Below are 26023 nucleotides of genomic sequence, written 5' to 3' on the forward strand. Positions count from 1 at the left end.
GGCATGCCCGCGTGCGCGAAAGTGCCACCTCCCCCCGACCAATAGGGGTCACGAATGAAAGCGCATCGGCGCTTTGCCGTACTTCCCATCACGACTCTGATCTGTTCACTCCTGACGGTGCCGGCGGTCGCCGCCGCCGAACCGCCCCCTCCCACCCCGCCGCCGCAGGCTCCCGCCACGACCGCCGGCGTCACCGTCGAGCCGAAGGAACGGGACGCGGTGCTGCCGAAGGACTGGCGCACCTCCGGCGACCTGGCGTGGACCACCAACGGCGACGCCAGCGGCTTCCACCTGCTGGCCGCCGACGCCTCCAGCGGCTACACCTGGCGTACGGTCGCCACCCTGGCCGAGCCCGGGCTGGAGACCGACCGGTGGATCGGCAACGCCTGCCTGACCGCTTCCGGGCGCCGCGCCGTGGTCGCCTACGCGCCCCGGGCCTTCATCAACAAGCCCGAACTGGCCCGCCGCGGCGCGTTCACCGCCGTGGTGGACATGCGGTCGGGAGCCGTCACCAAGCTGCCCATCACCACGAGCCTGTCGTACTTCAACCCCGGCTGCGGAGCGGGGGAGTCCGCGGTCGTCACCCAGGAGGGTGACGAGGACCTCGGCGCCACCCGGCTCGTCTCCGTCGCCGCCGACAGCGGCAAGCCCGGCCGCCCCCTCAAGATCGCCGGGCAGGTCACCTCCGCCGTCCCCGCCAACGGCGGCATCGTCGCCGCCAGCGGCAACCGGATCGTCCGCTTCGGCGCGGACGGCAAGGCGACGCCGCTGGCGGCCACGACCAACGTGCCCTTCGACCTCCGAGTGGACGCCGACGGCGGGGTGAACTACCTGGACCGGGCGAACGGCCAGGTCCGGGTCCAGCGCACGGTCGGCCGGAAGACCACCACGCTCGCGGAGGGGGCCCTCGGCGACGTCGCCCTGTCCGCCGGCACAGCCGGGCGGGTCTTCATCACCGGCAGCCCCTCCCGTCTGGCCGCCCTGCCGGCGCCGGTCCGGCGGATCAACGTGCCCGCCACCGCGCAGGTCTCCACCGAAGGGCAGGCGGCGCTGACCGGCGTGGACTTCGAGAACCCGGTCATGCGCAGGGTCGGCGCCCCGGTCGACCCCGAGCACCCCGAGCCCGTGCGGGTGAAACAGTTGATCCCGGCGACGGGCAGGACGGTGGACTTCACCGTCGAGCCCGGCGCCAGGGCGAGCGGCAAGTACGCCGAGGGCCGGGTCCCGGTACGGCTGCCCGGCTCTCCGTCGGGTGCTCCCCGTGCGCTCGTCGCCGGGTCGCGCACCAGCCCCGTCGACGACGACCGGTACTGCTCGGTGCCGCGCAACGACCTGAGGTCGCAGACCTACCAGCCGACCGCCCGCCAGGTCGAGTGGGCGGTCGACATGGCGGTGGTGGGGCAGCTCAACCCGCCGCGCCCCACCCACGGGACCGGAGTGTCCGGCAAGACACCACAGGAGAGGTTCCCGGTTCCGGCGCTCGCCGGGGGAGGGCACGTGCCGCCGCAGGTCTTCCTCGGCATCCTCTCGCAGGAGTCGAACCTGTGGCAGGCCGACCGGTACGCCCAGCCGGGTGAGTACAGCAACCCGCTGATCGGCAACTTCTACGGCCTGAAGGCGAACAGCACCACCGGTGAGATCACCGACTGGAGCATCCACTGGGACAATGCCGACTGCGGGTACGGGATCTCCCAGATGACCGACGGCATGCGCATCGCCGGGCACCCGAGGAACGACAAGGACGTCACCCTGCCCGAGGACGACCAGCGGGCGATCGCGCTGGACTACGCCTCCAACATCGCCGCCGGCCTTTCGCTGATCACCGACAAGTGGAACCAGCTCTACCCGGTCATGAAGGTCAACAACGGGGACCCCTCGCGGATCGAGAACTGGTACTACGCCGCCTGGGCCTACAACAGCGGCTTCTACCCGCAGTCGGAGGCGTACAAGAACCACGGAGCGTGGGGGCTCGGCTGGTTCAACAACCCGGCCAATCCCCGCTACAACCCCGACCGCAAGCCGTTCCTCAACGACAACCACTGGGCCGACGCGGCGCACCCGGAACGCTGGACCTACCCGGAGAAGATCATCGGCTTCGCGTCCTGGTCGATCGACACGCCCGACGGCCCGGGCTTCCGGCCCGCCTGGTGGAACACCACCCAGAACCGTTACCAGGCGACCCCGCCGCCGTCGACGTTCTGCGACCAGTCCAACGAATGCGAGTGGGGTAAGGCCTACCAGCCCACCGACCCCGACGTCTCGACGGAGAAGCCCGGTCCCTGCGCGCACCAGTACAACGGCCTGTACGACCTGCACTGCTACTACCACCAGTCGAACTTCTGGAAGCTCGACTGTCCCAACACCTGCGGTCACGAACTGATCCGCTTCGACCCGCCGTACGCCGAACCGGCCGACGGCACGCACTTCCCGGCCCAGTGCGACCAGTACGCCGGCCTGCCGTCGGGCTTTCTGGTCGTCGACGACGTCCCCGACGGCACCTACATCCCACGCTGTGGCAAGTCGATGAGCAGCGCGGGGACGTTCTCCTTCGACTTCGACCCCAACGGCCTCAGCACCGGCACCTACACCTCCAAGATCGACCTGCACCAGCTCGGGGGCGGTGACGGCGGGCACTTCTGGTTCGTCCACACCCGCCAATCGGGTGACCAGTTCGCGGTGCGGGGGACCTGGACCCTGGACCGCCAGGTCAACGGGTGGGCCAGGGTGATGGTGCACACCCCCGACCACGGCGCGCACAGCCGCGAGGCCAAGTACCGGCTCAACGACACCCTGCACTCCTACCGCGTCGTGCCGCAACGCACGCAGGCGAACAAATGGGTGTCGCTGGGAGTGTTCCAGTTCGCCGGGACGCCCAAGATCACCCTGAGCAACGAGACCCTCGACGGAACCGGCGACGAGGACATCGCCTGGGACGCCGTCGCCGTCCAGCCGCTGCCGGCCAAGCCGAGGGACTTCGTGGTGGCGATGGGCGACTCCTACTCCTCCGGGGAAGGGGCCTCCGCGCAGAGCAGCCCCAGTGACTACTACAAGGAGACCGACGTCGACGGAGCGGACAAGAAGTGGCGGGACGCCTGTCACCGCTCGCCGTACGCCTGGTCCCGTCAGGCGAGGCTGGCCGACAGCAGCGTGACGATAGGCGACCGGGCCGACCGCCTGGACCCGTCGATGGACTACCACTTCGTCGCCTGCTCCGGGGCGGTCACCGCCAACGTCCTCGACGGCGACGTCGGGGACATCCACGGCGGCGACGGCCAGTACGGTGAGCTGCCGCAGATGGCCCAGGGGTATCTCGACGAGAACACCACACTGGTGACGCTGTCCATCGGAGGGAACAACGCCAGGTTCTCCGACGTCGTCAAACGCTGTATATACGGCGACAAGCTGGTGCAGGAGTGCCAGACCACCACGATCTCGGGGGACAGCGCCCCGCTCAGCGTCGCCGAACCGGAAAGGATCAAGGGCCCCGTCCGCGACGCGATCAAGGCGGTTCTGCTGCGCGTCCACGTCCTCGCCCCCAACGCGAAGATCATGGTCATGGGGTATCCGAGGCTGCTGGAGGGGTCCGTGTGCTCCAGCATCCCCACCATCCTCCCCACGGAGCTGAACTGGATGAACGCGATGGCCGAACTCCTCGACCAGCAGATGGCGCAGGTCGCGGACGACGCCTCGCGGGCGGACGTGCCGGTCACCTTCTCCGACCCGCGCGAGTACTTCGCCGGCAAGGCGATCTGCGGAGATCCTGAGTCGATCCACGGCGTCGTCAAGGACCACACGCCGGGTGACGAACCTCTGGAAAGCGCTCCGGCGTCCGCCCAGTCGTTCCATCCGAAGATCAGCGGCGCCGGGCTCTACGCGAACTCGGCCACCGACACCCTGCGGAAGATGGGGATGTAGCGGGGTGACGAGCGGCGGCGGGGTCTGGCAGGCCCGGTGATCCGGTGTCATGATCGGCGCATGGCGATCACGCGGGAGGACACCTCGGCACCGGGCGGCTTACGCCGGAGTCCGCCGCCGTTCGCGGCCGGGCCCGTGGGGGCCGTGGCCGCGGTGCTCGCCGGGCTGCTGACCGCGCTGTCGGGCCGCTACGGCTTCCACCGCGACGAGCTGTACTTCCTGGTGGCCGGTGACCGGCCCGCCTGGGGGTACGTCGACCAGCCGCCGCTCACCCCGCTGCTGGCCAGGGCGAGCACCGCCGTGTTCGGTGTCTCGCCGGCCGGGCTGCGGGTGGTGGCGACGCTGGCGGCGGTCGCGGTGGTGATCGTCGTCGTGCTCACAGCCAGGGAACTCGGCGGCGGCAGGGGTGCGCAGTTCGTCGCGGCCTGCTCGGCGGCCTGCTCGGCGGTCGTCCTGGTGCTGGGGCATCTGGTGGCCACCGCCACGTTCGACACGCTCGCCTGGGTGGTGGTCGGCTGGCTGGTGCTGAGGCTGCTGCGCACCGGTGACGGCCGCTGGTACCCGGTGATCGGGGCGGCCGCCGGGGTGGCGCTGCTGAACAAGTACCTGATCGCCCTGCTGGTGGCGGGTCTCGTGGTCTCACTGCTCGCCGTCGGGCCGAGGCGCGTGCTGCGCAGCCGGTGGCTGCTCGCCGGGGTGGCGGTGGCGGCCCTGCTGGCCGCGCCGAACCTGTGGTGGCAGGCGGCGCACGGCTGGCCGCAGCTCACGGTGGCGAAGGGGATCAGCGAGAACGAGGGGGAGAACCGCCTGCTGTTCGTGCCCCTGCTGGTCGTGCAGTTGTCCCCGCTGTTCGTGCCGATCTGGGTGGCGGGCCTGGTGCGGCTGTGGCGCGACCCCGCGGTGCGATGGGCGCGGGCGTTCGCCGTGGCCGTACCGCTGCTCGCCGTGGCCGTGCTGGTGGCGGGCGGCAAGCCGTACTACGTGCTGCCGCTGGTGATCGTCGCCATGGCCGCCGGAGCCGAGCCGGTGGTGCGCTGGGCGAGCGGGGCGCGGCGCTGGGCGCTCGTGGCGGCGTTCGTGGTGAGCGCGCCGATGAACGTCGTCGTGGCCCTGCCCGTGCTGCCGCCGAGCGCCCTGCAGGCCGTGAACGGGATCAACAAGGAACAGGGCGAGCAGGTCGGCTGGCCCGGCATGGTCTCCACCGTCGCCGGCGCCTGGCGGCGGATCCCGTCCGAGAGGCGCGGGACCGCCGTGATCTTCACCCAGAACTACGGCGAGGCGGGCGCCATCGCCAGGCACGGCCCGGCCCTCGGCCTGCCGGGCCCCTACTCCGGCCACATGAGCTACGCCGACTGGGGTCCGCCGCCCGACTCCGCCACCGGACCCGTGCTGCTCGTGCACCACAGGGACGCCCTGCGGCTCGCCGGCGGCCTCTTCACCGGCTGCCGCGTGGTCGCCTCGATCGACAACGGCCAGGGCGTGGACAACGAGGAGCAGGAGGCGGTGGTCCAGCTGTGCGAGGCCCCCGCCACCCCCTGGTCGGCCCTGTGGCCCCGCCTGCGGCACTTCTGAGCCGCCGGACGTAAGGCACCCGCCTCACAGGTGGGCGGTCCGCCCGTTAGGAGCGGCCCGGCAAGGGCAGGGGCGGAGGGCGAAGCCACTGTTCGACGGCGGATTCCGCGAGCCGTCCGGCAGGGCTCGCAACATCGCCGATCGCTAGGCAGGTGGTCATGGACAAAGCTGTGCGAACGCTCGTGCCGGCCCGATTGGACCGGTTGCCGTGGTCGCGGTTCCACACACGGCTGGTCGTGGCGCTGGGCGTCGCCTGGGTGCTGGACGGGATGGAGATCACGATCGCGAGCGCGATCGGATCGGTGCTGCAGGAACGGCAGACGCTGAGCCTGTCGGCCGTCCAGGTGGGGTTCACCGCGACGGTGTACCTGATCGGCCAGGTGGCGGGGGCGCTGGTGTTCGGGCGGCTGTCCGACCGGTTCGGCAGGCGCAAGCTGTTCATCCTGACCCTCGGGCTGTACCTGGCCGCCAACGGCGTCACCGCCTTCTCCCCGAACCTGCTGTTCCTGCTGGTCTTCCGCTTCTTCGCGGGCGCCGGCATCGGCGGGGAGTACGCCGCCATCCACTCGGCGATCGACGAGCTCATCCCGTCCCGCTATCGCGGCCGGGTCGACCTGGCCGTCAGCGGCACCTACTGGCTGGGCGCCATCATCGGCACCGCCAGCACCTACATCCTGCTCAACCCGCACATCCTGCCCGTCGACCTCGGCTGGCGGCTCGGCCTGCTCGTCGGCCCGGTGCTCGGCGTGCTCATCTGGACGCTGCGCCGCCACCTGCCCGAGAGCCCGCGCTGGCTGCTGATGCACGGCCGGCAGGAGGAGGCCGAGCAGGCCGCCAAGAGCGTGGAGGACGCCGTCGCCGAGAGCGGCAACCGGCTGCCGCCCGTCGACGAGAGCCAGGCCATCGAGCTGCGCCCGCACGGAGCCCCGTCGTACGGCGAGATCCTCCGCGTGGTCTTCAAGGAGTACCCCAAGCGCATGATCCTCGGGCTGACCATGATGATCAGCCAGTCGTTCCTCTACAACGCGATCTTCTTCACGTACGTCCTCGTGCTCAACACCTTCTACGGGGTCTCGCCGAGCGACGCCTCCAAGTACATGCTGGTCTTCGCGGTGGGCAACCTCGCCGGGCCGTTCATCCTGGGGCCGCTGTTCGACACGATCGGGCGCAAGCCGATGATCTCCAGTACCTACATCGTCTCCGGCGCGCTGCTCGCCCTCACCGGCTGGCTGTTCAAGGAGGGCGTGCTCAACGCCACCACGCAGACCATGCTCTGGTCGGTGATCTTCTTCATCGCCTCGGCGGCGGCCAGCGCCGGATACCTCACGGTGAGCGAGCTGTTCCCGCTGGAGATCAGGGCGCTGGCGATCGCGCTGTTCTTCTCCGTCGCCCAGGCGTTCGGCGCGCTCGGCCCGACGGTCTTCGGCGCGCTGATCGGCGACCAGTCGCACCCGGACCCGACCCGGCTGTTCTACGGCTACCTGTTCGCCGCGGCGCTGATGATCGCCGCGGGTGTGGTGGCGATGCTGTTCGCGGTGAACGCCGAGCGCCGCTCCCTGGAGGACATCGCGCCCTCCCTGTCGATGCGGGACGCCAAGGCCACCGTCCCCGCCGCCGGGTAGCCCGTAGCTGCTGTGCGCCGGCCCGCACCCCGTACGCGGGGCGCGGGCCGCACCGTGTCCGGGGAGGCGCGGCCACGATCAGGACGCATGTCGCTACGCTGTGTGATCATGCGCAGTGTTGTCCGGAGCCTGGTGCCCGCGCGGCTCGACCGCCTGCCGTGGTCGGCGTTCCACACCAGGTTCGTGGTGGCGCTGGGCGTCGCCTGGGTGCTGGACGGCATGGAGATCACCATCGCCGGCGCCATCGGCTCGGTGCTGCAGGACCGGCGCACCCTCGGCCTGTCGGCCGTCGAGGTGGGCCTGACCGCCAGCGTCTACCTCCTCGGCGAGGTGGTCGGCGCGCTGGTGTTCGGGCGGCTGGCCGACCGGTTCGGCCGGCGCAGGCTCTTCGTCGTCACGCTCGGGCTCTACCTGGTCGCCAACGGCATCACGGCGTTCTCCCCGAACCTGCTGTTCCTGCTGTTCTTCCGCTTCTTCGCGGGCGCCGGCATCGGCGGGGAGTACGCGGCGATCCACTCGGCCATCGACGAGCTGATCCCCTCGCGGTATCGGGGCCGGGTCGACCTGGCCGTCAGCGGAACGTACTGGCTGGGCGCGATGCTCGGGACGGCGAGCACGTACGTCCTGCTCGACCCCGACGTGCTGCCGGTGAACGTCGGCTGGCGGCTCGGGCTGCTCATCGGGCCGGCGCTCGGCGCGGTCATCTGGACGCTGCGCCGCCACCTGCCCGAGAGCCCGCGCTGGCTGCTGACGCACGGCAGGGGAGAGGAGGCCGAGCGGACGGTCGACGGCATCGAGGCCGCCGTCGCGCGCGGGGGAGGCCGGCTCGCGCCGGTCGACCCGGGCCGGGCCCTGGAGTTCCGGCCGCACGGCACGCCGTCGTACCGGACGATCGCCCGCGTGCTGCTGCGCGAATACCCCCGGCGCACCGTCCTCGGCGTGACCCTGATGATCAGCCAGTCGTTCCTCTACAACGCGATCTTCTTCACCTACGTGCTGGTGCTGAGCACCTTCTACGGCGTGGCCCCGCACGACGCCTCGAAATACCTGTTCGCGTTCGCGGTCGGGAACCTGGCCGGGCCGGTCGTGCTCGGGCCCCTGTTCGACACCGTCGGACGCCGGGTGATGATCTCCACCACCTACATCCTGTCCGGGACGGTGCTCCTCGTCACGGCCTGGCTGTTCGACCGGGGGATGCTCACCGCGACCACCCAGACGCTGCTGTGGTCGCTGATGTTCTTCATCGCCTCGGCGGCGGCCAGCTCGGGGTACCTCACGGTGAGCGAGCTGTTCCCGCTGGAGATCAGGGCGCTGGCGATCGCGCTGTTCTTCTGCGTCGCCCAGGCGTTCGGCGCTCTCGGTCCCACGATCTTCGGCGCGCTCATCGGCGGTCCCGCCCACGCCGACCCGCACCGGCTGTTCTACGGCTACCTGGCGGCGGCCGCCGTCATGGTGGCGGCCGGGCTGGTCGCGGCGGTGCTGGCGGTGGACGCCGAGCGCAGGCCCCTGGAGGACCTGGCCCGGCCCCTCTCCATGTGATCAGCCGCGCAGGGCGGCGGCCTCCGCGGCGAGCTTCTCGACCCGCGCGAAGTCGCCGGCGGCGAGCGCGTCGGCCGGGGTCAGCCAGGTGCCGCCGACGCAGCCGACGTTCGGCAGCGCGAGATACTCCGGCGCGTTCTCCGGCTTGATGCCACCGGTCGGGCAGAAGCGGACGTCGGGGATCGGACCGGCCAGCGCCTTGAGGTAGGCGACGCCGCCCGCCGGGCCTGCGGGGAAGAACTTCAGCTCCGTCAGGCCGCGTTCGGCCAGCGCGAGGACCTCCGAGGCCGTCGCCGCGCCCGGCAGGAACGGCACGCCGCTGCCGGTCATCGCGTCGACCAGGGCGGGCGTGCTGCCGGGGCTCACCAGGAACCGCGCGCCCGCCTTCACCGAGGCGGCCACGTCGGCCGGGGTGCGGACGGTGCCCGCGCCGATCACGGCGTCCGGCACCTCGGCGGCGATGCGCTCGATGGCGGCCAGGGCGCAGGAGGTGCGCAGCGTCACCTCGATGGCCGGCAGGCCGCCCGCCACCAGCGCCCGGGCCAGCGGTACCGCCGTCTCCACGTCGTCGATCACGACGACCGGGACGACGGGGGCGAGGTCGAGGATGCTCACGGGTTGGCGCTCCTTGCTGCAGGTGTTACCGAGGGCTGGGGCTGCGGGACCGTCGCCTGGCGGGCGTCGCCGGCGCGCTGGGCCAGCCACGCCGCGGCGCCGGCCAGCGCCGGCTGCTCGGCGACGATCGCCGTGGTCGCGATGCCGGTGAGGTATCCCGACAGCACGAGGTTGGCCTCGAAGCGGCGGCGGAAGTCGCTCTCGCGCATGCGCTTGACGATCCGCGGCACGATACCACCGCCGAGGTAGACCCCGCCGTGCGCGCCGAGCGTGAGGGCGACGTTTGCCGCGAAGCTGCCCAGCAGCCCGCAGAACACCTCCACCGTACGCGCGCACAGCGAGTCGTCCAGCCGGGCCACGATCTCCGAGGCGGGCAGCGGCGTCACCGGCGTGCCCTCCACCAGGGCGAGCCCGTGGCGCAGCCGCACCAGGCCCGGGCCCGACAGCAGGTGCTCGGCGTCCACGAACGACATGCCGTCGGCGCGCAGCGCCCGTACGACCTCGAACTCCAGGTCGGTGACGGCGGGCACCGAGACGTGTCCGCCCTCGCCGGGCACCGGGACCCAGCCGCCGCGCGCGGGCACCAGCCCGGCGACGCCCAGCCCGGTGCCGGGGCCGAGAACGGCCTTGACCATGTCCGGCGCCGGCTCGGGACCGCCGAGCGAGGCCAGCTCGTCGCCCGCCAGGTGCGGCAGGGCGAGCGCCAGGGCCTCGAAGTCGTTCAGCAGCTCCACGTGCGGGACGTCCAGCTCGCTCACCGAGCCCGCCCAGCGGGCGTTGGTGAGGCGGTAGCGGTCGGCGTTCACCGGCCCGGCGATGGCCAGGCACGCGGCCCGCACCGGCGCGCCGCCCGCGTGGTGGGTCAGGTAGTGGTCCACGGCGGCGGGCAGGCCGTCGAACTCGGCCACCGGCAGCACCGCGACGGCCTCCGGGCGCGTCCCGGGCGCGGTGACGACACCGAAGCGGGCGTTGGTGCCGCCGATGTCCGCCACCAGCCAGGGGCTCTCCGGGGCCGGAGGGGGGATGAGGCTCACGCGCCGCCCTCCGCGCCGCTCAGCGCGAAGATCCCGGCGCCGCGCTCGGCCGGTCCCGCCGAACGGCGGAAGGCGGCGAACAGCTCGCGGCCGGTGCCCACCCACTCGTCGTCCCGCAGCGGCCGTCCCTCGGGGGTACGGGCGGCCAGCTCCTCGGCGGGCACCAGAAGGTCGAGGGTGCCGGCCGAGGAGTCGAGCCGGACCAGGTCGCCGTCGCGGACCAGCGCGATCGGACCGCCGTCGGCCGCCTCGGGGGACAGGTGGATCGCCGCCGGCACCTTGCCCGACGCGCCCGACATGCGGCCGTCGGTGACCAGCGCGACCCGCTGGCCCCGGTCCAGCAGCACGGCCAGCGGCGGGGTGAGCTTGTGCAGCTCGGGCATGCCGTTGGCGCTCGGCCCCTGGTAGCGGATCACCGCGACGAAGTCCTGGCCGTCCAGCTCGCCCGCCTCGAAGGCGGCCAGGAGCTGGAGCTGGTCGTCGAAGACCTTGGCCGGGGCCTCGATCACCAGGTGCTCGGGCTTGACGGCCGAGACCTTGCTGACCGCCCGGCCGAGGTTGCCGCTGAGCATGTGGATGCCGCCGTCGTCGGAGAACGGGTCGGCGACCGGGCGCAGCACGTCGAGGTCGCCGCTCGGCTCGGTCCGCTCCTCCCAGACGATCTGGCCCTCCTTCAGGGCGGGGGCGCTGCGGTACAGGCCGAGACCGCGCCCGGCGACCGTCAGCACGTCCTCGTGCAGCAGCCCGGCGTCGAGCAGGTCGCCGATCAGCACCTGCATGCCGCCGGCCGCCTGGAAGTGGTTCACGTCCGCCTGGCCGTTGGGGTACATGCGGGTCAGCAGCGGCACGACCTTCGACAGCGCGGCGAGGTCGTCCCACAGCAGCTCGACGCCCGCCGCGGCGGCGATGGCCACCAGGTGCATGGTGTGGTTGGTCGATCCGCCCGTGGCCAGCAGCGCGACGGCCGCGTTGACCAGGGCCTTCTCGTCGACGACCCCGGCGACCGGGGTGTACTCCTCCCCGTGCGCGGTGATCTCGACGACCCGCTTGGCCGCCGCGCGGGTGAGGCCGTCGCGCAGCTCGGTGCCCGGGTTGACGAACGTCGAGCCCGGCAGGTGCAGGCCCATGACCTCCATGAGCACCTGGTTGGAGTTCGCGGTGCCGTAGAACGTGCAGGTGCCGGGGGAGTGGTACGACTTGGCCTCGGCGTCCAGCATCTCGCCGCGCCCGATCTTGCCTTCGGCGAACAGCTGCCGGGTGCGGGCCTTGACCTTGTTGGGCAGCCCCGAGGTCATGGGACCGGCGGGCACGAACACCGCGGGCAGGTGCCCGAAGTGCAGCGCGCCGATGAGCAGGCCGGGCACGATCTTGTCGCACACGCCGAGCATCAGCGACCCGTCGAACATGTCGTGCGACAGGGCGATCGCGGTGGCCATGGCGATGACCTCGCGGCTGTACAGCGACAGCTCCATGCCGGCGCGGCCCTGGGTGATGCCGTCGCACATGGCCGGCACACCGCCCGCGAACTGGGCGACGCCGCCGGCCTCCCGGACGGCCTCCTTCAGCACGGCCGGGTAGGTCTCGTACGGCTGGTGGGCCGACAGCATGTCGTTGTAGGCCGACACGATGGCCACGCCCGGCTTGACGTTCCCGCGCAGGGCCAGCTTGTCGGCGGGGGAGCAGGCGGCGAAGCCGTGGGCGAGGTTGGCGCAGCCGAGGCTCGTGCGGGCCGGGCCGCGCTCCTTGGCCTCCCGCGCGGCGGCGTCCACCCTGGCGAGGTACGCCGCGCGGCTGCGCGCGCTGCGTTCGGCGAGGCGTTCGGTGACCTCCTGGACGGTGCGGTTCACGGCAGGTCCTCCTCGTGCCAGGCACGGCCGCTGCGGCCGAGCAGTTCGTGGGCGGCGGCGGGACCGGTGGTCCCGGCCGCGTACGGCTCGGGAAGGGCGTCGCCCGACTCCCAGGTGGCGATGATCGGGTCGATCCACCGCCAGGCGGCCTCGACCTCGTCGCGCCGCATGAACAGCGTGGGGTTGCCCGCGAGGACGTCCATGAGCAGCCGTTCGTACGCCTCGGGCACGCGGGTGCGGAAGGTGTCGGCGAAGCTCAGGCTGAGCGGTACCGGCCGCAGCAGGACCTCGCCCGCGCCCGGCTCCTTGGCCATCAGGTGCAGCGTGATGCCCTCGCTGGGCTGCAGGCGCAGCACCAGCCGGTTGGGGCTGCCGCCGGGGTAGATCGAATGCGGCACGTCCTTGAACTGGATGACGATCTCGGAGCGGCGGTGCGGCAGGCGCTTGCCGGTGCGCAGGTAGAACGGCACGCCGGCCCAGCGCCAGTTCTTCACCTCGGCGCGGATCGCGGTGAAGGTCTCCACGCGGCGCGAGGCCTCGGTCGGCGCGGTCTTGTCGGGCTCGTCGAGGTAGCCGGGCACGTCCTTGCCGTCCACCTGGCCGGCGACGTACTGGCCGCGCACGGTGAACCGGTCGGCCTCGCCGCCGCTGATCGGCCGCAGGGCCTGCAGGACCTTGACCTTCTCGTCGCGGATGGCCTCGCGGTCGTTGCGGGCCGGGGGCTCCATGGCGACCAGGCACAGCAGCTGCAGCAGGTGGTTCTGCACCATGTCGCGCAGCGCGCCCGCGTGGTCGTAGTAGCCGCGACGCCCGGGGGTGCCGACCGACTCGGCGACGGTGATCTGGACGTGGTCGATCCACAGGGAGTTCCAGATCGGCTCGAGGAACGCGTTGGCGAACCGCAGCACGAGCAGGTTCTGGACGGTCTCCTTGCCCAGGTAGTGGTCGATGCGGAAGATCTGGTGCTCGTCGAAGATGGCGCCGACCTCGTCGTTGATCTGCTGCGCGCCCGCCAGGTCGCGGCCGAGCGGCTTCTCCAGCACGACGCGGGAGCGCGGCGTCACGAGGCCGGCCTCGTGGACGGCGCGGCAGAACGGGCCGAACGTCATCGGCGGGCTGGCGAGGTAGAAGATCCGGTCGATGTCCTCGCGCCCGGCGAGCAGCCGGGTGAGGGCGCCCCAGCCGGCCTGCTGGATGTCGCCGACGTCGACGGAGACGTGGTGCAGCCGCCCGAGGAACCTCTCCCAGCCCTCGGCGTCGCCGGCGTGCAGTCCCGGCCGTACCTCGGCCTCCACCTTGCCACGGAAGTCGGAGTCGTCCAGCCCACTGCGCGACATCGCGATGATGCGCGTCTGCGGCGCCAGCCGCCCGTCACGGTCGGCGTGATACAGGGCGGGCAGCAGCTTGCGCATGGAGAGGTCACCGGTGCCGCCGAAGATGACGAGGTCGGCGACGTGCGCGGTGGGGCTCTCGGACGCGGTCGCGGCGGACGGCGCGGGCAGCTCGCCGGCGGTCGCGGGCGGCTCGTTCGCGGTCGTGGGCGCGGGCTCAAGCACGGGAAAGCTCCGTAGATCTACCAATGCGGACAGATCGGACACTAGCCCGATCTTTGGCCGCGCACAACCGGAGTTTTGATATTTGAGATGAGCAACTTAGGAAGTTCAGTTTACATAAGAGGTGTGATTGACTTAGCCGATGAGTCGACGACCGGGCTCCACGCTCGCCAGCACTGGCGAGGTGCTCCAGCTGATCCGCACCGGCGAGGCCGCGACGCGGGCGGACATCGGCAGGCTGACCGGGCTCTCCCGCCCCGCCGTCCAGATGCGGGTCGCCGAGCTCCTCGAACGCAATCTCATCGTGGAGGACACCGAAGGCCCCTCCACGGGTGGCCGCCCTCCCGCGCGGCTGACGTTCAACGCCGCGGCGGGCGTCATCCTGGTCGCCTCGCTCGGCGCGAGCCGCACGCAGATCGCCGTGTGCGACCTCGCGGGGGCCGAGCTGGCCCGCACCGACCTGGAGATCGACGTCGAGCGCGGCCCCGACATCGTGCTGCCCCTGCTGATGGACCTGTGGGACGAGCTGCTCGGCGACCGCCCCCGGTCACAGGTGCGCGGCGTCGGCCTCGGCGTCCCTGCCACCGTCGAGTTCGCCGCGGGACGCACCGAGAGCGTCCGGGTCATGGCCAGCTGGACGGGCGTGGTGATCCCGCCGCTGATCGAGGCCCGCTTCCCCGTGCCGGTCTTCGTCGACAACGACGTGAACGTCATCGCGGCCGGGGAGTACCGCACCGCGTACGCCGGGGAGGTCCGCGACCTGCTGTACGTCAAGGTCTCCACGCGCATCGGCGCCGGGGTCGTCGCCGGCGGCGAGATCCTGCGCGGGGCGCTCGGCGCGGCGGGCGAGATCGGCCACATCCCGGTCCGGGACGGCGGGGGAGTGCTGTGCCGGTGCGGCAACGTCGACTGCGTCGACTCGGTGGCGAGCGGCACCGCCATCCTGCGCGACCTGCGCGCCCGCGGCCGGGACGTGTCCTCGCTGTCCGACGTGGTCACGCTGGTGCGCGCGGGGGACGCCGAGACGATGACCGTCGTGCGCAGGGCCGGGCGGCTGCTCGGCGAGGTGATCGCCAGCGCCGTCAACCTGCTCAACCCGGCCGTGGTCGTGCTCGGCGGCGACGTCGCCGAGCGGTTCCAGCCGCTGGTCTCCGGCGTGCGCGAGGTCGTCTACCGCCGCTCCACGGCCCTGGCCACCCGCAGCCTCCGCATCGAGCGCAGCAGGCTCGGCCCCAGCGCCGGCATCACCGGCTGCGCGCTGATGGTGATCGACCACATCATGGCCCCCGAGGTGGTCGATGCCGCCTCAGTGCCGGCACATCAGGCAGCTCAGGGCCCGTTCCAGGGCCTCCAGGTCGCCGGCGGGTGAGGGCCAGGGGATCCTGAGGAGGACGGGGTCGGCGATGCCCGAGCGCACGGTCGCGCCGTAGCGGTCGAGCTCCCACAGCCAGACCTCCGGCGCGGGCCCGCCCGTCAGCGACTCCACCGCCCGCCTCAGCCCGTCGCGGTGCGCGGCGTTGACGTGGTCCAGCATGCGCTCGGCGGCCTCCGGGAACGGGCCGGGGTCCGCGCCGAGGTAGTCCTCGGCGTCCAGCATCCCCGACTCCTGGCCGGTCAGGTAGATCACGTAGCCGACGTCCACCCGGAACAGCCGGGGGCCGCCCGGCGTCCCCTCCACGGCCGCGAACAGCGCCTCGTCGGCGCGGCGTCCCGCCACGGCCACGGCCGCCTCCCGGGCCTGCTCCGGTGGCACGGCCTGCGCCCAGCCGTGCACCTTCAGCAGGCCGCGCGGGTGCTCGACGCCGCCCAGCATCCGCCCCGCGGCGAGGTCCACGGTCACCACCGCGTCGGTGCCGGCGGGCAGGCCGTGCAGGGGGTCGCCCGGCTTGACCAGCAGGATCGGGCGTCCGTCACCGTCGACCGCCCCGCGGGCGGCGTGCGCCGAGCCGTCCAGCGAAACGTGGGTGGGCTCGCAGGCGGCCGCGAGGCTGCGGATACGTTCGGAGATAGGGGGCACCGTCACGTGCATTCGGCGTGGCTCCTTGGGCTCTTAAGGTCGCGTCACACAGTCTAATAAGGTTAGGCTTCCCTTAGTAAGGCATACCTAATCATGGGGAGGTCGTCATGCGCTACACCGGACCGAAGGTGCGGCTGTCGAGGCGGGCGGGGCTTCCGCTGACCAGGAAGGCCGTGCGCTACTTCGAGCAGCGGCCGTACCCGCCGGGCGAGCACGGCCGTAAGACCAGCCGCCGTGCCGCCGGCGACTACAGCGTGCGCCGCCTGGAGAAGCAGAAGCTCCGCTGGTACTACGACGTGTCCGAGAAGCAGATGCGGCGGTACTGGGACCTCGCGGTGCGCCGCCCGGGACGCGCGGGCGCCGAGCTCGTCTCGATCCTGGAGAGCCGCCTGGCCTCTCTCGTGCTGCGCGCCGGGCTCGCGCCCTCGATCTACGCCGCACGCCAGTACGTCAGCCACGGGCACATCACCGTCGACGGCCGCAAGGTCGACATCCCGAGCTACCTGGTCAGGCCGGGCCAGACCGTCGCCGTCCGCCCCAAGTCGCGCGCCATGCAGCCCTTCGTCGCGGCGGCCGAGGGCACCTACGCCGACGAGGTCACCGCGCCCTACCTCCAGGTCGACCTGACGGAGCTGAGGTTCACGCTGCTCAGCAAGCCCGAACGCACGCAGGTCCCCGTCCTGGTGGACGAGGCCCTGGTCGTCGAGCACTACTCCCGCTGAGGTCCGGCCCCGCCGAACGGGCGAGCACCCGGCCCGGTCAGCGCAGGGAGGAGGTCGGCTCCGCCGCGGGGATGGCCTCGCGCAGGGCCGCGATCTCCGCGCGGAGCGCCGCCAGCTCGGCGGCCACGCCGCCGGCGTCGCCGCGCTCGCGTTGCTGCTCCTCCTCCATCGCGCTCACCACCACGGCGATGAAGAGGTTCAGCACCACGAACGTGCAGATCAGCACGAACACCACGAAGAACACCCACGCCGACGGGTGCCGTTCCATGATCTCGCGGTTGATGTCCGACCAGCCGTCGCCCGTCATCGTCTGGAAGAGCGTGAACAGCGAGGTCGGCAGGTCGCCGAAGTAGCCGGGCGAGGTCTCGCCGTACAGCTTGGTGGCCATCACCGCCGCGACGTACAGCACCAGGGCCAGCAGCACGCCGATCGAGGTCATCCCCGGGATGGCGGTGAGCAGCGCGGACACCACCCGGCGCAGGCTCGGCACCACCGAGATCAGCCGCAGCGCCCGCAGGATGCGCAGGGCGCGCAGCACCGACAGCCCGCCGGCGGTCGGCAGGAACGACACCGCCACGATCACCGTGTCGAAGAGGTTCCACGGGTCGAGCGCGAACCGCAACCGGTAGACGTACATCTTCGCGAGCAGCTCGGCGACGAAGATGTACAGCGCGGCGTGGTCGACCACGTGGAGCACCGTGCCGAACGACGCGACCGCCGGCGGCGAGGTCTCGATCCCCAGCGTGCCCGCGTTGACGACGATGACGGCGATGATCGCTCGCTGGAACCACTTCGATTCGAGGGCGTGACGGACACGATCACGCATGGGGTTGCGCACTCCTGATTCCGGCGAACGGGACGCGCAAGATCTTATGGTCTTCGGGGCCGCCCGGCGTCCCGGACGTCCGCCGGGCACCGTCCCCGATATCCGTGCACAAGGCCCGAAAGCGGCGTACGGTGGCGAAGTGAACACGGTCTGGCTGGTGTGGCTCGGGCTCGCCGTCGGCTCGTTCGCGGTCCTGGAGACGTGGGCTCTGGTGACCCGTCAGAAGGGCGGCACCCTCTCCGAGCGCCTACGCGAGTGGCTCGGGATCTACCCGGTGAAGCACTGGCGCATCGTCACCAGCGCGGCACTCATCGGGTTCCTGATCTGGTTCGGCTGGCACATCGTGTTCCAGCGGTAGGCGGGCGGCGCCCCGCGTTCGCGCCGGGTCATTCGTCGCCGGAGCCCGGGGGGCGTGGGGACAGGCGGAAGACGCGCAGTTCGCGGCCGGAGCGTTCGGTGTAGCCCTGGTACAGCGGCCAGAAGCCGGTGAGGGCCCGCCAGGCCCGCTCGCGGTCGGCCCCGGTCAGCAGGAGGGCGGTCACGGGGGTCACCCGCCCGCGGAAGGTGACCGTGGCCCGCGGGGTCTTCAGCAGGTTGCCGCTCCACGCCGGGTGGTTCTCCCTGCCGAAGTTGCTGCCGACGACGAGCCACGTGCCGCCGGGCTCGGGCAGGCAGGCGAGGGGGCTCTGCCGCGGCTGCCCGCTCCTGCTGCCGGTCGTGGTGAGCAGCAGGTGCGGGATCATCTGGTCGCCCATCAGGACGCGCCCGCCGGTCACCCGGTTGAGGAAGCGGTCGAGAGGCGGCACGATGCCGGGGGCGACCTTGGCGAAGCCGCGGGTGCCGGCCAGCCACTGGAAGAAGGGGCGCAGCGCGACGCTCACCCGTGCCATGACCCCGCCGCTGGACTGCTGCTGCTCGACCACGGTGACCTCACGTCCCGGCTCAGGAAGGCGGCTGCCGACGGGGGCCAAGGATAGCTCCCTAGCAAGCGCTAGGTCAACTGCCTGCTCAGCGAGTGGGGCCGTAGGGCTCGATCGGCGGATCGGAGTACGGGCCCCCGGCCGCCGGGGTGACGCGGTGGCCGGCGGCCTCGGTGACGCGCACGGCGTACAGGCCCTGCTCGGGGTCGAGCGGCACCAGCCCGTAGGCGGTGTCGACCTCGTCCTCGGACAGGCCGAGCTGCCGCATCGCCTGCTCCAGCGTCGCGTCAGGCGGGAGTCGCACCGTGACCAGGACCATGCCCTCCACGCTACGCGCCCGGCCGGCGCCGGGACAGCGCGGCGCCGCCGTGCCGGAGGCCGGTCACGCCGCGCTTCTGGAGGCGCGGCGTTTCAGGGCCGCCAGGATCGCGCCGGTGTCGGCGATGCCGTACCCGTAGGCGTAGTCGAAGCCGACGTCGCTGCGGTCGGCGGCGGTGCGGTTGAGCAGCGTGCGCAGCTGGCTCGGCGAGATCTGCGAGGCGGGCCAGCGGGTGCGGATCGCCGTGACCAGGCCGGCCGCCACCGGGCAGGCGGCCGAGGTGCCCGAATCGGGCGAGTCATCGCCGAAGGCCTTGGACCCGGAGAAGTGCGTGTAGGCGCAGATGTCCGGCTTGTGGTCGCTCAGCCGTCCGGGGCCCTTGGAGGAGTAGCCGACCCTCTCGCCGGCGGTGTCGACGCCCGCCACCGACAGCACCTGCGGGTGGGAGTTGGCGCCGACGATGGGACGCTCGGGGTACCCGCAGCGGCGGTCCTTGCACTCGGGACCGCAGTTGCCCGCGGCGAAGAGGATGTCGGCCCCCGCCTGCTCCAGGCTGCCCACGATGATGTTGAACGGGTGGGCCGCGTTGTCGGAGTAGTTGCCCGGCTGCCCCGGCGGAAGGTCCCACTGCGGGGAGAAACTGCCCCAGCTGTTGGTGACGACCAGCGCGCGGGTGGCGACGGGCTGGGCCTCCAGCACGGTGCGCAGGTGGGCGAAGGCCGCAATGGCGTCGGACAGCAGGCCGTCCATCACCGAGCCGCCCCGCTTCTTGGACAGCAGGATCGGGACGTCGAGCAGCGCGGCGCGCGACGCGGAGATCATCGCGTCGAAGGCGCACATCGTGCCGTGGTTGACGGGGAAGCCGCCGGCCTGCCCGGTGACGCCGGCGGGGTTCCAGCTGCGCTCCCGGTCGATGGTGACGGGGCCGCCGATGTGGCGGGTGACGTGGTCGGCGTTGATGCCGGTGTCGCACACCGCCAGCGCCACGCCCGCGCCGTCGTACCCCTCGGCGCGCAGCCGCGGGACCTCCAGCAGGCGGGCGACGTCCTCCCAGGTGCCGACGGGCGGGCTGCCGCCGCAGGTGAGGCTCGTCTCGATCACCGGGTCGGCGTAGACGCCGACCACGTCGCTGTTGCGGGCGGGCAGCAGCGCGAGCCGCGCCGAGCTCTCGTCGTCGGATATCTCACCTCTGACCAGGACGGACGCCTCGTCGGGGGCCATGGAGAAGACCAGGGGCTGCTTCAGCGACAGCGGGTCGCCGCCCGCCGTGGCCGGGTGGGCGCGGGGGACGGCGACCGGCGTGAAGGAGTGGTCGAGCGCCACCCCCGCGAGCCCGTCGGTCACGTCGGCGGTCGTCGCGGTGATGTCGGGGGCCGCGACGGCGGCGACGACGTCGGGGGAGGGGCGGAGCTGGATCAGGACTCGCATGAGGACACCACCTCGAGATCGCGAGAGACGGAACAGGACCACGTTCCTGCATCGGCCCTGGTCACGTCCACCAGGAGAAATGCCGTGCCACCAGGTATTTCACCCGTTATCCCCGCGAGTCGCCTCCGGAATTTTCCGGTGCGGGCGGTCTTCGGAAGACTTCCCACCGGTGCCGCGCTTGGCCTACGTTGAGACCGTGATCGCCGAGGTAGACACGCCGTCGCGTCCAGGATCCGGAGCGAAGGGAGGGCACTGGCTGCCGGTACGGCCGAGGCTGGTGGTGGCCAGCGCGTTCATGCTCTTCCTGGAGCTGGCGCTGATCCGCTGGACCGGCTCCAACATCGTCCACCTCAGCTACTTCACCAACTTCGTGCTGCTCGGCTCGTTCCTCGGCATCGGCCTGGGCTTCCTCCGGGTCGGGCGCACCCGCCGGCAGCCGTACTACTCGCCGGTCGTCCTGGCCGCGCTCGTGGTGATCGTGCTGCGCTTCCCGGTCACGGTGAACCGCGAGGCCGAGGGCGTCCTCTACTTCACCAGCCTGCACACCAGCGGCCCGCCGGCCTGGGCGATCCTTCCCGTGGTCTTCGCCGCGGCGGCCCTGGTGCTGATGGGTCCGGCCGAGCTCGTCGGACGGTGCTTCCCCGAGCTGCCCAGGCTCGAGGCCTACCGCTACGACCTCATCGGCAGCCTCACCGGCATCGCGATGTTCTCGCTGCTGTCGCTGGCCGGCGCCCCGCCGCTCGCCTGGGGCCTGATCGCCGCCCTGGCGTACGGCGCGCTGCTGCGGCCGCGCTCCCTGCCCCGCTACCTGGCCTTCGTCACCGTCCCCTCCCTGGTGATCGTCGGCGCGCTGGCCGTGGAGACGCTCAGCGCGGGGGCGGTCTGGTCCCCGTACTACAAGGTGACCTACCGGTCCTACGGCTACGGCGGCGTACCGATCATGGACATCTCGGTCAACGGCATCCCCCACCAGCAGGCCATCCCCGCCGCCTACCGGCTGCAGTGGGAGCGCCAGTACGCCATGCCGTACGAGCGGGCCGCCGTGCGGAGCCTCGACGACGTGCTCATCGTCGGCGCGGGCAGCGGCACCGACGTCGCGATCGCCCTGTCGAAGGGCGCCAAGCACGTGGACGCCGTCGAGATCGACCCCAAGCTCCGCGAGCTCGGCGGCGCCTTCCACCCCGACCACCCCTACGCCGACCCGCGCGTCACCACCCACATCACCGACGGCAGGGCCTTCCTCGAACGCACGGCCAAGAAGTACGACCTCATCCTCTTCGCCCTGCCCGACTCGCTGACCCTGGTCTCCGGGGCGAGCTCGCTGCGCCTGGAGAGCTACCTGTTCACGCAGGAGTCCATGCGCGCCGCGCACGACCACCTCAAGCCCGGCGGCGCGTTCTCGATGTACAACTACTACCGGGAGCAGTGGCTGGTCGACCGGCTCGCCTCCACCGCGCAGGCCGCCTTCGGCCACAAGCCGTGCGTCGACCAGGTCGGCGCCGGGCAGCAGGCCGTCATCACGGCGGGGGTGACGCCCGACGCGCAGCGCTGCGGCGGCGAGTGGGCGGGAGCGCAGGCCGGGACGCCGCCCCCCGCCGTCGACGACCGCCCCTTCCTCTACCTCCACGGCCGTGACATCCCGTCCATCTACCTCATCACGCTCGGCCTGATCCTGCTGGTGAGCGTGATCGCCGTGCGCGCCGTCGCCGGGCCGTTCCGCCGGATGCGTCCCTACGCCGACCTGTTCCTGCTCGGCGTGTCGTTCCTGCTCCTGGAGACCAAGAACGTCACCGGGTTCGCGCTGCTGTTCGGCACCACCTGGGTGGTCAACGCCGTCGTGTTCGCGGGCGTGCTGGTGGCGGTGCTGGCCGCCGTGGAGGTCACCCGGCGCCTGCGCACCCCTTCGCTGCCGGTCATGTACACCGTGCTGCTCGGGGGCCTGGTGCTGGCCGCGCTGGTGCCGAACTCCTGGCTGCTCGGGCTGCCGGTGCCGCTGCGCGCCGTGTGCGCGGTGGTCGTCGCCTTCCTGCCGATCTTCGCGGCCAACGTGGTCTTCGCCAAGCGCTTCGCCGACACCGCCGACGCGACCGTCGCCTTCGGCGCCAACCTGCTGGGGGCCATCCTCGGCGGCTGCCTCGAATACCTGTCACTGGTCATCGGGTACGAGGGCCTGCTCGTGGTCGCCGGTCTCCTCTACCTCGGCGCCTTCGCGCTGCTCCCGCGCGCGGCCAGAGCCCTGTAGCCGCGGCGGCCGCCTCCTCACCGTCCGCGCGCGCACTCCGGGTAGTGGGTGTGCTCGGGGCACAGCCGCCAGACGGTCGCGTCGACGGCCCGGTCGGCCACCTTGGAGCCGTCGCGCAGCCGCAGGTACCACGCGGCCGGGTGCCGGCGGGGGACGGACCGGTAGGCCGTGCAGGTGCGGTGCCGCGTGGTGGTGGTCCTGCGGGAGCCGGACCTCCCGGTGGTCCTCCTGGTGGTCCAGGTGTGCCAGGAGGAGCATTCGCGGCTGTAGGAGGTGTACGCCGCGGTGTACGGGCGGCCGACGACCTCTCCCCGGCCAGGGCCGGACGAGCAGGCGCCGGTGGCGACGGCGAGGACGGCCAGGACGAGGAGGGGAAGGCGGCGCCGGCCGGCGGCACGCGGGCCCGCCGTGCCGCCGGGGCCCGTGCGCGTCGCGGGGGACGGGTTCATGGGCGGGCGGCCCTCCAGGAGCTCCAGTGACAAAGGGGACGATCAGATCATCTCCCGCAACTGGCGCACCGCGGCACCGAACTCGTGACGTTCCACAGCCCAATTGTGCCCGGACGGTCCAGGCGGCAGGCAGTGGGCGGCCTCGGCGTTCAGTGCCACGGCCAGCGGACCTTAGCGGACCCAGAGGTAGTACCAGCCGGTGCCGTTCAGCGAGCACTTGTACTCGTTCCAGCCTTCACGCTGGTACGACTGCCCCATGTCGACGCACTTGGACTTGCTGGTGTACTCGCCGATGTAGGTCCAACCGGCGGCCCTGGCGTGCGCGGGGGCGGTGACGCCCACGACCGCCGTGGCCGCGACCGCGAAAGCGAACAGTGTCGTACGCAGGCGCATCGATGTCTCCTTCTGCTGGAGCGGGGGGGAAGAAGATCGCGCGATCGGGATGATCATCTTGCAGAAACCGGCGCGTGGCAAGAGCGTGCTGATCAATTCACCGAGAGGAAACGCCCGGCCACGCGGGGATGTGACCGGGCGCCTCGGAGGCGGCTTCAGAAGCCGCAGGCCTCCTGCAGGGACTTGGCGGCGCTCTTGCTCTGGTGGTTGGGCGTCGGGGTCCGCACGGGCGTGGACGCCTTGGCGGTGCGCGACGCGGAGGGGACCGGCGAGGAGCCCGAGGTGCTCGGGGTGGCCGTGCTCCCGGACGCCGACGGGCTGGAGGTGGCGCCGGCGGCGACGGCGGGGGCGGAGCGCTCCGACTCCTTGACCGACTGGGCGGTGAGCCGGCGGATCTTCATCCAGTCGGCCGCGCCGGGCCAGATGGTGGGCGGGACGAACTGCAGGGTCGTGGTCTTGGCGTCCTTGACCTTCAGCGCCAGCGGCACCAGGTGCTCCAGCAGGTCGCGCGGGATGTCGGTGCGGAACAGGTGCCGGGTCGCGGTCGCGATCTTGCCGAAGTTCGCGAGCACCACGCTCGGCGTGGCCTGGTTGAGCAGGGCGCCCATCACGCAGCGCTGGCGCGACATGCGCGAGAAGTCGTCGCTGTCGACGCGCGAGCGGCCGTACCAGAGCACGTGCTCGCCGTCGAGTTTCTGCACGCCCGCCTTGATGACGCCCGCCGTGCCGAAGTGGCCGCCCCACTTGATGTCGCTCTCGACCCGGATCTTCAGGCCCCCGATCGCGTCGATGAGGGCGGCGAAGCCGTACATGTCGACGATCGCGTAGTAGTCGATCTTGAGCCCGAGAATGTTGCCGATGACGCTCTTGAGCTCGTGAGGGCCCTTGCCCTTGCCGAGATGGTCCTCGGAGTACTGCCAGACCTCGTTGAGCAGGCCCTGCCCGGAGTCACCGGTGAAGCCGTTGGGGAACCTGGCGGCGAGCGGGTCACCCTTGGGGAAGTGGGCGAACTGCAGGTTGCGCGGCAGGCTGAACATGACGGAGTTGCCGGTCGTGACGTCGACGCTGGCCACGGTCATGCTGTCGGTCCGCACGCCGGTACGGTCGCCCGCGGCGTCGCCGCCGAGGAGCAGGAAGTTGACCCTGCGGCGGCCGTTCCACGGGTCCTCCTGCTTGACCGGCGCGGCCGTCGCGCCCGTCGACGGGTCCGGCTCGGGGTCCCCCTGGAAGATGTCGTTGACGAGTTCGCGGGCGGTGAGCATGCTGCTCGCCGTCAGCGCGAAGGGCGCCATGACGGACACGCACAGCACGCCGACCAGGATGCCGGAGATCACCTGGCCCGTCTGGGGGAGCCTCTGGGGGCCGAGCGCGATGTAGGACGTCAGAATGAGGGCGAACCAGGCCAGCGCTCCGAGGACCGCGACCACGATGACCGTCACCATCGTGCTGTCCTTGACGGCCGTACCGGCGAAGGTCTCGAGGTTCGCCCCGGCGACGAGCGCGAAGACGAGGGCGGCGACCAGCAGCAGCGCGAAGGCGCCGAGGAGGACGAATCCGGTCCGCCGCTTCCCGGCCCGCAGGTGCGCCGCGCCGGGGACGATCGCCGACAGGGCCGTCCACCCGATGATGGACCCCGCCGTCGGGGGCTTGGCGAAGCGAGGGGCCGCGGAGGGCTTCGGCGCCGCCTTGCCCCGGGATCCCGGCTCGCGTGCCTCGGGGCTCTCCTGTGCGATGGTCGCGTCCTCGGGAGCCGCCTCCTGTGGTGCCGGTTTCTCCTGAGGGGCCGGTTTCTCCGGTCCCTCTCCGGCCGCGTCCCCCGCGGTACGGCCCAGAGGCGTCGTCACAAGCGCTCCCTCACGACTGTCGGAATCCAGCCGCCAACCAGGAGAAACGCCATGGTCGGCCCCCGTGCGTTCACGGATTTCCAGGATTCTAACCCCCATACCTGGACATGATTGACACAAAGCCGATTTCGGGGAATAGGGCGGTTACTACCTGGGTAAGGTGCTGTGTCGCTGACGTGCGCCGTCGGCCCGGGGCGCGGTCGCCGGGCCCGCGGAAGATCCGCCGGCCGGGGGCGCGCGGAAAGATCTTCGGCCCGCATACGTACTACCTACGTATGCCAGATGGGTACCGATACGGGGGTTTTCCCCCGTTCATCCGCGAGGCCGGGCAGGCATGCTGGACGTCAAGAGTGTTCCATCTCTCCAGGTGGGACATGTCCCAGGGGGAACGACCATGTGCCAGCACCAACCTCACTGCCCACCCGCGGGCGCTCCCGATAGGGAGGCGGCCTGCCTGATCGCCTTCCATCCCGAGCAGGGGTGGGGGCTCCTGTGCAACGGCGTTGTCATCTTCGAGGACAACGGCGAACTCCTGCCCGACGGCCGGAGCGTGCCGCCCCGGATGTACCGGCCACGCCGCGAGAACCTGGGGCGTGCGGCATGAGCCCGCTCACGCTCGTCCACGATGTCGCCGCAGAGCGCCGCCTGCCGTGTGAGATCGACTCCGCCGCCGACCGGCGGGTCATCACTCCGGCGCAGTGGCGGATCGCCGGCAACGGACTGGGAGAGGACATCTTCGACCTGGTCGAGGAGGCCGGCGTCCGGATGGTGTCCTGGTGGCTGCCCGACTCCGGCTGCGCCGCGGCGGCGGCCCGCCGCCTGACCCGCGCCTGCCTGGAGGCGTGGGAAATGGACGATCACGCCGAGGTCGCCGAGCTCCTCGTCAGCGAGCTCGTCACCAACGCCATCCGGCACGCCCACGGCGCGATCCGCCACCTGACCCTGGCGGTCTTCGAAGGCGCCCTGCGCGCCGAGGTGACCGACACCGACAGCACCCTGCCCGAGATGCGCGAGGCCGCCGACGACGACGAAGGCGGCCGGGGGCTCAAGCTCCTCGACCTGCTGTCGTGCTGCTGGGGCGCCATCCGGACACCCGAGGGCAAGGCCATGTGGTTCGAGCTGCCCGCCTCCCCCGCGTTCGACCACTGCTAGGCGTCACGGCGCGA

General features: G+C 71.8%; 22 protein-coding genes. 10 read left to right on the forward strand and 12 right to left on the reverse strand.

What is annotated here, in order from left to right; translation table 11 throughout:
* Nucleotides 1–117: 117 nt before the first annotated feature.
* The 4 genes from KIK05_RS48690 to KIK05_RS03630 all read left to right on the forward strand — a co-directional run bounded on the left by KIK05_RS48690 (nt 118) and on the right by KIK05_RS03630 (nt 8648).
* A complete protein-coding gene (locus KIK05_RS48690) occupies nt 118–3915 on the forward strand; it encodes a golvesin C-terminal-like domain-containing protein (RefSeq protein ID WP_214409079.1) in 3798 nt (1265 codons plus the stop codon).
* A gap of 60 nt (nt 3916–3975) precedes the next feature.
* The gene (locus KIK05_RS03620) at nt 3976–5487 is read left to right on the forward strand and encodes a glycosyltransferase family 39 protein (RefSeq protein WP_214409080.1); all 1512 of its coding nucleotides are present in this window, start codon (nt 3976–3978) and stop codon (nt 5485–5487) included.
* A gap of 170 nt (nt 5488–5657) precedes the next feature.
* Nucleotides 5658–7109, forward strand: coding sequence for an MFS transporter (locus KIK05_RS03625; protein WP_308249725.1), 1452 nt, complete (start codon nt 5658–5660; stop codon nt 7107–7109).
* A gap of 108 nt (nt 7110–7217) precedes the next feature.
* A complete protein-coding gene (locus KIK05_RS03630) occupies nt 7218–8648 on the forward strand; it encodes an MFS transporter (RefSeq protein ID WP_214409082.1) in 1431 nt (476 codons plus the stop codon).
* On the opposite strand, the gene eda is transcribed toward KIK05_RS03630, so the two are convergent.
* The 4 genes from eda to zwf are packed head-to-tail and all read right to left on the reverse strand — an operon-like array spanning nt 8649 to nt 13646.
* The gene (gene eda, locus KIK05_RS03635) at nt 8649–9263 is read right to left on the reverse strand and encodes a bifunctional 4-hydroxy-2-oxoglutarate aldolase/2-dehydro-3-deoxy-phosphogluconate aldolase (RefSeq protein ID WP_214409083.1); all 615 of its coding nucleotides are present in this window, start codon (nt 9261–9263) and stop codon (nt 8649–8651) included. It lies immediately after the preceding gene.
* Nucleotides 9260–10297 carry a glucokinase gene (locus tag KIK05_RS03640; RefSeq protein WP_214409084.1) on the reverse strand — a complete coding sequence of 346 codons (1038 nt, stop codon included), beginning with the start codon at nt 10295–10297 and terminating at the stop codon, nt 9260–9262. The genes eda and KIK05_RS03640 overlap by 4 nt, the downstream gene beginning before the upstream one ends.
* On the reverse strand, nt 10294–12144 hold the full coding sequence (gene edd / locus KIK05_RS03645) for a phosphogluconate dehydratase (RefSeq protein WP_214409085.1): 1851 nt from the start codon (nt 12142–12144) through the stop codon (nt 10294–10296). The genes KIK05_RS03640 and edd overlap by 4 nt, the downstream gene beginning before the upstream one ends.
* On the reverse strand, nt 12141–13646 hold the full coding sequence (gene zwf / locus KIK05_RS03650) for a glucose-6-phosphate dehydrogenase (protein WP_214409339.1): 1506 nt from the start codon (nt 13644–13646) through the stop codon (nt 12141–12143). Before zwf ends, edd begins: the two co-directional genes overlap by 4 nt.
* A 193-nt stretch (nt 13647–13839) precedes the next feature.
* Here zwf and KIK05_RS03655 point away from each other — a divergent pair, with 193 nt between their 5' ends.
* The gene (locus KIK05_RS03655; RefSeq protein ID WP_214409086.1) at nt 13840–15066 is read left to right on the forward strand and encodes an ROK family transcriptional regulator; all 1227 of its coding nucleotides are present in this window, start codon (nt 13840–13842) and stop codon (nt 15064–15066) included.
* Here KIK05_RS03655 and KIK05_RS03660 read toward each other — a convergent pair.
* Nucleotides 15004–15726, reverse strand: coding sequence for a DUF2470 domain-containing protein (locus KIK05_RS03660; RefSeq protein WP_214409087.1), 723 nt, complete (start codon nt 15724–15726; stop codon nt 15004–15006). The two genes, KIK05_RS03655 and KIK05_RS03660, sit on opposite strands and share 63 nt — an antisense overlap.
* A gap of 95 nt (nt 15727–15821) precedes the next feature.
* Here KIK05_RS03660 and rpsD point away from each other — a divergent pair, with 95 nt between their 5' ends.
* Nucleotides 15822–16436 (forward strand): 30S ribosomal protein S4, encoded by a 615-nt coding sequence (gene rpsD, locus KIK05_RS03665; protein ID WP_214409088.1) that lies wholly within the window; start codon nt 15822–15824, stop codon nt 16434–16436.
* Between the two features lie 37 nt (nt 16437–16473).
* On the opposite strand, the gene KIK05_RS03670 is transcribed toward rpsD, so the two are convergent.
* Nucleotides 16474–17262 carry an ion transporter gene (locus KIK05_RS03670; protein WP_214409089.1) on the reverse strand — a complete coding sequence of 263 codons (789 nt, stop codon included), beginning with the start codon at nt 17260–17262 and terminating at the stop codon, nt 16474–16476.
* Between the two features lie 139 nt (nt 17263–17401).
* Between KIK05_RS03670 and KIK05_RS03675 the strand changes: the two genes are divergently transcribed.
* Nucleotides 17402–17620 carry a hypothetical protein gene (locus KIK05_RS03675; protein ID WP_214409090.1) on the forward strand — a complete coding sequence of 73 codons (219 nt, stop codon included), beginning with the start codon at nt 17402–17404 and terminating at the stop codon, nt 17618–17620.
* A gap of 28 nt (nt 17621–17648) precedes the next feature.
* On the opposite strand, the gene KIK05_RS03680 is transcribed toward KIK05_RS03675, so the two are convergent.
* The 3 genes from KIK05_RS03680 to KIK05_RS03690 all read right to left on the reverse strand — a co-directional run bounded on the left by KIK05_RS03680 (nt 17649) and on the right by KIK05_RS03690 (nt 19929).
* Nucleotides 17649–18233, reverse strand: coding sequence for a nitroreductase family deazaflavin-dependent oxidoreductase (locus KIK05_RS03680; RefSeq protein WP_250562188.1), 585 nt, complete (start codon nt 18231–18233; stop codon nt 17649–17651).
* Nucleotides 18234–18270: 37 nt separating this feature from the next.
* Nucleotides 18271–18501 carry a hypothetical protein gene (locus KIK05_RS03685; protein ID WP_214409091.1) on the reverse strand — a complete coding sequence of 77 codons (231 nt, stop codon included), beginning with the start codon at nt 18499–18501 and terminating at the stop codon, nt 18271–18273.
* A gap of 63 nt (nt 18502–18564) precedes the next feature.
* Nucleotides 18565–19929, reverse strand: a complete 1365-nt coding sequence (locus tag KIK05_RS03690; protein ID WP_214409092.1) for a S8 family serine peptidase — start codon at nt 19927–19929, stop codon at nt 18565–18567.
* Between the two features lie 196 nt (nt 19930–20125).
* Here KIK05_RS03690 and KIK05_RS03695 point away from each other — a divergent pair, with 196 nt between their 5' ends.
* Nucleotides 20126–22171: a spermine/spermidine synthase domain-containing protein gene (locus KIK05_RS03695; protein ID WP_308249726.1), complete on the forward strand. Its 2046-nt coding sequence runs from the start codon at nt 20126–20128 to the stop codon at nt 22169–22171.
* Between the two features lie 17 nt (nt 22172–22188).
* Here the strand turns inward: KIK05_RS03695 and KIK05_RS03700 are convergent, their stop codons facing one another.
* The 3 genes from KIK05_RS03700 to KIK05_RS03710 form a co-directional block, all read right to left on the reverse strand.
* Nucleotides 22189–22653, reverse strand: coding sequence for a hypothetical protein (locus KIK05_RS03700; RefSeq protein ID WP_214409093.1), 465 nt, complete (start codon nt 22651–22653; stop codon nt 22189–22191).
* 138 nt (nt 22654–22791) lie between these two features.
* Nucleotides 22792–23013 (reverse strand): hypothetical protein, encoded by a 222-nt coding sequence (locus KIK05_RS03705; protein WP_214409094.1) that lies wholly within the window; start codon nt 23011–23013, stop codon nt 22792–22794.
* A 155-nt stretch (nt 23014–23168) separates the two neighbouring features.
* Entirely contained in the window at nt 23169–24857 is a 1689-nt protein-coding gene (locus KIK05_RS03710) for an LCP family protein (RefSeq protein ID WP_308249727.1), read from the reverse strand.
* A 394-nt stretch (nt 24858–25251) separates the two neighbouring features.
* On the opposite strand from KIK05_RS03710, the gene KIK05_RS46560 reads away from it, so the two are divergent.
* Both KIK05_RS46560 and KIK05_RS03715 read left to right on the forward strand, forming a co-directional pair.
* Nucleotides 25252–25461 (forward strand): DUF5999 family protein, encoded by a 210-nt coding sequence (locus KIK05_RS46560; RefSeq protein WP_250562189.1) that lies wholly within the window; start codon nt 25252–25254, stop codon nt 25459–25461.
* The gene (locus KIK05_RS03715) at nt 25458–26009 is read left to right on the forward strand and encodes an ATP-binding protein (RefSeq protein ID WP_214409096.1); all 552 of its coding nucleotides are present in this window, start codon (nt 25458–25460) and stop codon (nt 26007–26009) included. The genes KIK05_RS46560 and KIK05_RS03715 overlap by 4 nt, the downstream gene beginning before the upstream one ends.
* The last annotated feature ends 14 nt before the right edge of the window (nt 26010–26023 follow it).

Origin of the sequence: Sphaerisporangium fuscum (assembly GCF_018531465.1) — a bacterium.
GTDB lineage: Bacteria > Actinomycetota > Actinomycetes > Streptosporangiales > Streptosporangiaceae > Sphaerisporangium > Sphaerisporangium fuscum.